We start from the raw sequence: 7,329 nt of genomic DNA, 5'->3' as shown, positions 1-7,329 counted from the left end.
GTAGGTGACCTACAGGATATAACGGGACAGGTCTTCGTTCTGCGCCAATTCGCCCAGGTGGCTGTTGACGTAGTCGGCGTCGATCTGGATGACCTTGTCGTCATGCGTGCTGGCCAGGTCACCGGCGCTGAACGATACCTCTTCGAGCAGGCGCTCGAGCAGGGTGTGCAGACGACGGGCGCCAATGTTTTCGGTTTTCTCGTTGACCTGCCAGGCGATCTCCGCGATGCGCTTGATGCCGCTTGGCTGGAACTCGATACCCAGGCCTTCGGTTTTCAGCAGTGCGCAATATTGCTCGGTGAGCGAGGCGTGCGGCTCGCTGAGGATGCGTTCGAAGTCTTCCGGTGACAGCGCCTTGAGTTCGACACGGATCGGCAGACGGCCTTGCAGCTCAGGCACCAGATCGCTTGGCTTGCTCAGGTGGAATGCACCGGAAGCAATGAACAGGATGTGGTCAGTCTTGACCATGCCCAGCTTGGTGTTGACGGTGCAGCCTTCGATCAGCGGCAGCAGGTCGCGCTGCACGCCTTCACGGGACACGTCGACACCACCGGAGTTACCACGCTTGGCGACCTTGTCGATTTCGTCGATGAACACGATGCCGTGCTGCTCGACCGCTTCCAGGGCTTTGGCCTTCAGTTCTTCATCGTTGACCAGGCGGCTGGCTTCTTCGTCGCGCACCAGCTTCAGCGCTTCCTTGACCTTGAGCTTGCGGCTCTTGCGTTTGCCCTTGCCCATGTTGGCAAAAATGCTCTGCAACTGGTTGGTCATTTCTTCCATGCCCGGTGGCGCGGAGATATCGACGCCGGCCATTTCGGCGACTTCGATTTCGATCTCCTTGTCATCCAGCTGGCCTTCGCGCAGACGCTTGCGGAACAGCTGACGGGTGTTGGAATCGGCGGTCGGGGCGTCGTCACTGCTGAAACCCATGCGCGCCGGTGGCAGCAGTGCATCGAGGATGCGCTCTTCAGCGGCGTCTTCGGCGCGATGGCGAACCTTGACGATTTCCTGCTCGCGCAAAAGCTTGATCGCGGCATCGGCGAGGTCGCGAATGATCGATTCGACATCGCGGCCAACGTAGCCGACTTCGGTGAATTTGGTGGCTTCGACCTTGATGAACGGCGCGTTGGCCAGCTTGGCCAGGCGACGGGCGATTTCGGTTTTACCGACACCGGTCGGGCCGATCATCAGGATGTTCTTTGGCGTTACTTCAACGCGCAGCTCTTCAGGCAGCTGCATCCGGCGCCAGCGGTTGCGCAGGGCAATGGCGACGGCGCGCTTGGCATCGTCCTGGCCGATGATATGGCGATTGAGTTCGTGGACGATTTCACGGGGAGTCATGGACATAGTATTTAGCGGACCTCAAGCAAGAATGAGCGGTGGCGCGATGGCCAGCACGGGCTTACTCGGCGCAGTCCTGCTCCTCAATGGTCTGGGTGTGGTTGGTGAATACACAGATGTCGCCGGCGATGCCGAGAGCGGTTTCGACGATTTCCCGGGCCGACAGATCGGTCTTTTTCAGCAGTGCGCTGGCGGCTGCTTGCGCGTAGGCGCCGCCCGAACCCATGGCGATCAGGCCGTCTTCCGGCTCAACCACGTCACCGTTGCCGGTGATGATCAGGGATGCGTCTTTGTTGGCGACGGCGAGCATGGCTTCAAGGCGGCTCAGGGAGCGATCGGTACGCCATTCCTTGGCCAGTTCGACGGCGGCGCGAACCAGATGGCCCTGATGTTTCTCAAGTTGGCCTTCGAAGCGTTCGAAGAGGGTAAAGGCGTCAGCGGTGGCACCGGCAAAACCGGCGATGACCTGGCCGTGGTACAGGCGACGAACTTTTTTCGCGTTGCCTTTCATCACGGTGTTGCCAAGGGAAACCTGGCCGTCGCCGCCCATGACGACTTTGCCGTGGCGACGAACTGAAACGATGGTGGTCAAGGGAAGAGTCTCCACGCTGCGGGGCGAAAATGCCTTATGCCAACACATATGGGGGTGGTGGAAAGGATTTCAACTGTGAGGCGGGAGAGGGGACGAGCGGTGTTCTGGCAAATGGGGTGTGGTGTTCATTCTGACGCCTTCGCAGGCAAGCCTTGCTCCTACAGGTTGGTGGGATTCTGTAGGAGCGAGGCTTGCCCTAATGCCAGTCAGTTAAGCGATGAAGGTCAACTGTAGGAGCGAGCTTGCTCGCGAAAAACGTTAACGATAACGCGGAAATTCTGAATGAACGCGGCGTCCTTAAGTTTTTCGCGAGCAAGCTCGCTCCTACAAATGCCTTAACTGACTGGCATTAAGGCTTGCCCGCGAAGAACGATGACGCGGGACTGAATCAGCGGCTCTGGCGTTGTTGTAACAACAAGTTGCTGAACCCGGCACCAGCCAGTTGTTTCTGAGCGGTGGTCAGTTGTTCGCGGTTGCTGAACGGACCCACCAATACCCGATACCAGGTCTCGTCCTTCACCGTACCGGACTCGACCGCTACAGCCTGGCCAAGCAGGATGATCTGCGCCCGAACCTTGTCCGCATCGGTCTCTTTGCGGAACGAACCGGCTTGCAGGAAGAACTTGGTCACTGGCGCCGCTTTGACCGCAGGCGCTGGTGGCGGAGTAATCCCGGCCAGGGCTGCCTGGGCGCGAGCCGTGTCGATTTTCGCCGCTTCGGCCGGCGTTACCGGCGTGGTCGGGATGGCAGGCACTTGCGGCGTCGGCAAGGTTTTTTCCGGCACGGCATCCGGCGGCACGATGACTTCCGATTCCGGCAGCAAGGTGTAGAAGTCGTACTTGGGCTTCACCGGTTGCGTCGGGCTCGGCGGGGTCTTGTTGGCCTCGGCGATCTTCGTGGCTTTCTGTTGTTGCTCCACTTTTTCACGCTTGACCGTGTCGCTGCCTTTGCCTGGCTCCAGCTTCATCAAAAACACAATGAACGCGCCGACCGTCAGGCCGATGGCCATCCACAACCAACCCGGGATCGGTTGTTTCGCAGGAGCTTGATAACGGCTGGCGCCACGCTTGGGTGCAGGTTTTTTCTTGGCAGCCAACTTACATGCGCTCCAGAGTTTCCAGACCCAAGAGTTCCAGGCCTTGCTTGAGTGTGCGACCGGTCAGTGCCGCGAGGCGCAGGCGGCTTTGCATTTGTTCCGGGGTGTCGGCGGCGAGGATCGGGCAGTTCTCGTAGAAACTGGAGAACAGGCCAGCAACGTCGTACAGGTAAGTGCAGAGGATGTGTGGCGTGCCTTTTTCGGACACGTTGTTCAGTACTTCGCCGAATTGCGCGAGTTTCGCCGCCAGTTCGTGTTCGTGCGGTGCGTCGAGAACAATCTGGCCTTCGACTTCGCTGAACTCCTTGCCCAGCTTGCGGAACACGCCGGCCACGCGGGTGTAGGCGTACAGCAGGTATGGCGCGGTGTTGCCTTCGAAGTTCAGCATCAGGTCGAAGTTGAAGCTGTAGTCGCTGGTGCGGTGCTTGGACAGGTCGGCGTATTTCACTGCGCCGATGCCGACGACCTTGGCAATGTTGCGCAGGTCGGCTTCGGCCAGCTCCGGGTTCTTGTCCTTCACCAGGGTGTAGGCGCGTTCCTGAGCTTCGGTCAGCAGATCAATCAGCTTCACGGTGCCGCCATCACGGGTCTTGAACGGACGACCGTCAGCGCCATTCATGGTGCCGAAGCCCATGTGTTCCATTTCCATTGGATGGGTCACGAAACCGGCTTTGCGTGCCACGGCGAACACTTGTTGGAAGTGCAGGGCCTGGCGCTGGTCGACGAAATAGAGGGCGCGATCGGCCTTGAGCTTGCCGCTGCGGTAGCGCACGGCCGCCAGGTCGGTGGTGGCGTAGAGGTAGCCGCCGTCCGCCTTGACGATGATCACCGGCAACGGATCGCCATCGGCGTTCTTGAACTCGTCGAGGAACACGCACTGGGCGCCGTTACTCTCAACCAGCATGCCCGCGGCCTTGAGGTCGTTGACCACATTGATCAGGTCGTCGTTGTAGGCGCTTTCGCCCATCACGTCGGCCATGGTCAGTTTGACGTTGAGCAGTTCGTAAATCTTCTGGCAGTGGGACAGCGAGATGTCCTTGAACTTGGTCCACAGCGCCAGGCAATCCGGGTCACCGGCCTGCAGCTTGACCACCAGGCCGCGGGCGCGGTCGGCGAACTCTTCGGATTCGTCGAAGCGTTGCTTGGCGGCGCGGTAGAAGTTTTCCAGGTCCGACAGCTCGTCACTGGTGATCGGGTTTTCTTGCAGATAAGCCATCAGCATGCCGAACTGGGTGCCCCAGTCGCCGACATGGTTCTGCCGGATCACTTCGTCACCGAGGAATTCCAATACGCGGGCTACGCCGTCGCCAATGATGGTCGAGCGCAAGTGGCCGACGTGCATCTCTTTGGCCAGGTTCGGGGCCGACAGGTCGACTACGGTACGTTGCACTGGACCGGCCTTGCGCACGCCGATGTGGTCATCGGCCAGTGCGGCGTCAAGGCGCGAAGCCAGGGCGTCGGTGTTCTGGAAGAAATTGAGGAAGCCCGGCCCGGCGATTTCGGCCTTGCTGACGTTTTCGTCAGCCGGCAGCGCGGCGATGATTTTTTCGGCCAGGTCGCGTGGCTTCATGCCGGCAGGTTTGGCCAGCATCATGGCGATGTTGCTGGCGAAGTCGCCGTTCTTCTTGTCGCGGGAGTTTTCCACCTGAATCGCCGGCGTCAGGCCTTCAGGCAACACACCTTCGTTGACGAGTTGGGTGATGGCTTGTTGGATCAGCTGGCGAATGGTGTCTTTCATGGTCTTCTCTTTCGACCGCTGGCGCGGCGGCGCATCATGCGCTGGTGGAAAAACTGGGCATTATCCGTTGCGAAGGCGGGCTTGCCAACCTTAGCAGGCAGGTTGTGGATGTGTGGTGACAAAAGCTGCAAAGATCGCAGCCTTCGGCAGCTCCTACATTGATCGCGCGCTTCTGTAGGAGCTGCCGCAGGCTGCGATCTTTTGATCATTCAATACAAATCGACCGGATCTACGTCCAAAGACCAACGCACCGCCCGTCCACTCGGCATCTGTTCCAGCAAGAGCAACCAACTGGCAAGCAACCGATGCAATGGCGCCCGCGCCGTAGCCTGCAACAACAACTGCGCGCGATAACGTCCCGCACGCCTTTCCATCGGCGCGGGCACCGGCCCCAACAGCTCAATGCCGCCCAAATCATGCTCAACCAGCAATTGGTCAGCCACGCTGCATGCCTCATCAAGAAAGCTTTCGGCCTGTCCCGGCTTGTGCGCTTCTGCCCGCAACAGAGCCAGGTGCGCGAAGGGTGGCAGGCCCGCTGAACGACGCTCGCTCAAGGCCTGCTCGGCAAAGGCGAAGTAACCCTGCTCCGTCAGTTGTATCAGCAGCGGATGATCGGCCAGGTGCGTCTGGATGATCACTCTTCCCGGTTCTTCGGCGCGACCGGCGCGCCCCGCGACCTGGACGATCAGTTGCGCCATTCGCTCACTGGCGCGGAAATCACCGGAGAACAACCCGCCATCGGCATCGAGGATCGAAACCAGCGTCACCCGTGGAAAGTGGTGCCCTTTGGCCAGCATTTGCGTGCCAATCAGTATGCATGGCTGGCCTTTTTGAATGGTCGCGAACAGTTGGTTCATCGCGTCCTTGCGCGAGGTGCTGTCGCGGTCGACTCGCAGGACCGGGTAGTCCGGGAACAGGATCGCCAGCCGTTCCTCAGCTCTCTCGGTGCCGGCGCCCACTGGACGCAAATCGACCTTGTTGCACTTCGGGCACTGGCGAGGCACGCGTTCGACGTACCCGCAATGGTGGCAACGCAGCTCACCGTAGCGCTGGTGCACCGTCATGCGCGCATCGCAGCGCTGGCATTCGGACATCCACCCGCAGTCGTGACACAGCAAGGTCGGCGCGAAGCCGCGGCGGTTGAGGAATACCAAAACCTGCTGGCCCGCCGCGAGCGTCTGGCCAATGGCTTGCTGCATCGGTCCGGAAATGCCGCTGTCGAGCGGACGGCTTTTTACGTCCAGGCGCAGGAAACGTGGTTGCTTGGCGCCGCCGGCGCGTTCATTGAGTCGCAGCAGGCCGTAACGACCTGTGTGGGCGTTATGCAGGCTTTCCAGCGAAGGTGTGGCGGAGCCCAGGACAATCGGGATGTTTTCCTGGCGTGCCCGCACCAGCGCCAGATCGCGGGCGTGATAGCGCAAGCCTTCCTGCTGTTTATAGGAGCCGTCGTGCTCTTCGTCGATGATGATCAGCCCGGGGTTTTTCATCGGCGTGAACAGCGCCGAGCGGGTGCCGATAATAATGTCGGCCTCGCCATCACGGGCAGCCAGCCAGGCATCGAGGCGTTCACGGTCATTGACCGCCGAGTGAATCAGGGCGATGCGTGCATTGAAACGCTGCTCGAAGCGCGCCAGGGTTTGCGGGCCGAGGTTGATCTCCGGGATCAGCACCAGCGCTTGCTTGCCGGCTTCCAGGGTTTCGCGGATCAGCTGCAAATAGACTTCGGTTTTGCCGCTGCCGGTGACGCCGGCCAGCAGGAATGCATGATAGCTGTCGAATCCGGAGCGGATCGCTTCGTATGCAGCCCGCTGTTCCGAATTGAGCGGCAGTTCCGGTTGCGCCAGCCAGTGCTCATGGCGTACGCCGGGGGCGTGCCGACGGATGTCGACTTGCACCAGATCCTTGGCCAGCAACAGATCGAGGCTGTCCTTGCTGAGCATCAGTTTGCTCAGCAGCTGATGGGCCACGCCATGGGGATGTTGGGCCAGCGTCGCCAGGGCTTCACGCTGGCGAGGGGCGCGGGCGATGCGCGGATCGTCGAGGCTGGCGCCCGGTGCGGCGGACCAGAAGCGTTCCTGGCGCGCTTCGGCCAGTTCGCCCTGGCGCAAGAGCACCGGCAATGCCCAACTCAAGGTATCGCCGAGGCTGTGCTGGTAATACTGGGAAGTCCACAGGCATAGCTTGAACAGAGCCGGTGGCAGCGGCGGTGTTGGGTCAAGCAGCGCCAGCGCGGGTTTGAGTTTTTCTGCCGGCACCTCGCTGGTGTCTGTGACTTCCACCAGAATCCCGATCATCTCCCGTCGGCCAAACGGCACCCGCAGGCGCATGCCGGGGTGCAACTGATCGCGTCGGACACCGGCCGGAGCGCGGTAGTCGAACAGGCGGCGCAGTGGCGAAGGCAGGGCGAGGCGCAGAATGGCGTCGGGCACGCGGGGGATCTCAGTAAACAGGTAAGTAGTTGGGCGCGACCAATACCTGTGGGAGCGGGCTTGCCCGCGATGACGGACTGTCTGGCGATATCAATGTTGAATGTACTGGCCTCATCGCGGGCAAGCCCGCTCC

Annotated in this window: 5 protein-coding genes; all 5 read right to left on the bottom strand. The window is 60.8% G+C overall.

The genetic code is table 11. From position 1 onward, the window contains the following. Positions 1–9 precede the first annotated feature (9 nt). Complete coding sequence (gene hslU, locus ACRESJ_RS32705) at positions 10–1,347, bottom strand: HslU--HslV peptidase ATPase subunit (protein WP_431761602.1); 1,338 nt, start codon at positions 1,345–1,347, stop codon at positions 10–12. 55 nt (positions 1,348–1,402) lie between these two features. Further along, positions 1,403–1,933, bottom strand: a complete 531-nt coding sequence (hslV, locus tag ACRESJ_RS32700; protein WP_007975582.1) for an ATP-dependent protease subunit HslV — start codon at positions 1,931–1,933, stop codon at positions 1,403–1,405. Between the two features lie 388 nt (positions 1,934–2,321). Continuing rightward, positions 2,322–3,029 carry an SPOR domain-containing protein gene (locus ACRESJ_RS32695; RefSeq protein WP_431761601.1) on the bottom strand — a complete coding sequence of 236 codons (708 nt, stop codon included), beginning with the start codon at positions 3,027–3,029 and terminating at the stop codon, positions 2,322–2,324. 1 nt (position 3,030) lies between these two features. Then, entirely contained in the window at positions 3,031–4,767 is a 1,737-nt protein-coding gene (argS, locus tag ACRESJ_RS32690; RefSeq protein WP_431761600.1) for an arginine--tRNA ligase, read from the bottom strand. A 209-nt stretch (positions 4,768–4,976) separates the two neighbouring features. Further along, the gene (locus ACRESJ_RS32685; protein WP_431761599.1) at positions 4,977–7,196 is read right to left on the bottom strand and encodes a primosomal protein N'; all 2,220 of its coding nucleotides are present in this window, start codon (positions 7,194–7,196) and stop codon (positions 4,977–4,979) included. Positions 7,197–7,329 lie beyond the last annotated feature (133 nt).

The organism is Pseudomonas sp. (assembly GCF_050739655.1).
Lineage (GTDB): Bacteria > Pseudomonadota > Gammaproteobacteria > Pseudomonadales > Pseudomonadaceae > Aquipseudomonas.
Note: the sequence above shows the minus strand (reverse complement) of the source record. Positions and strands in the feature narration are given on the sequence as shown.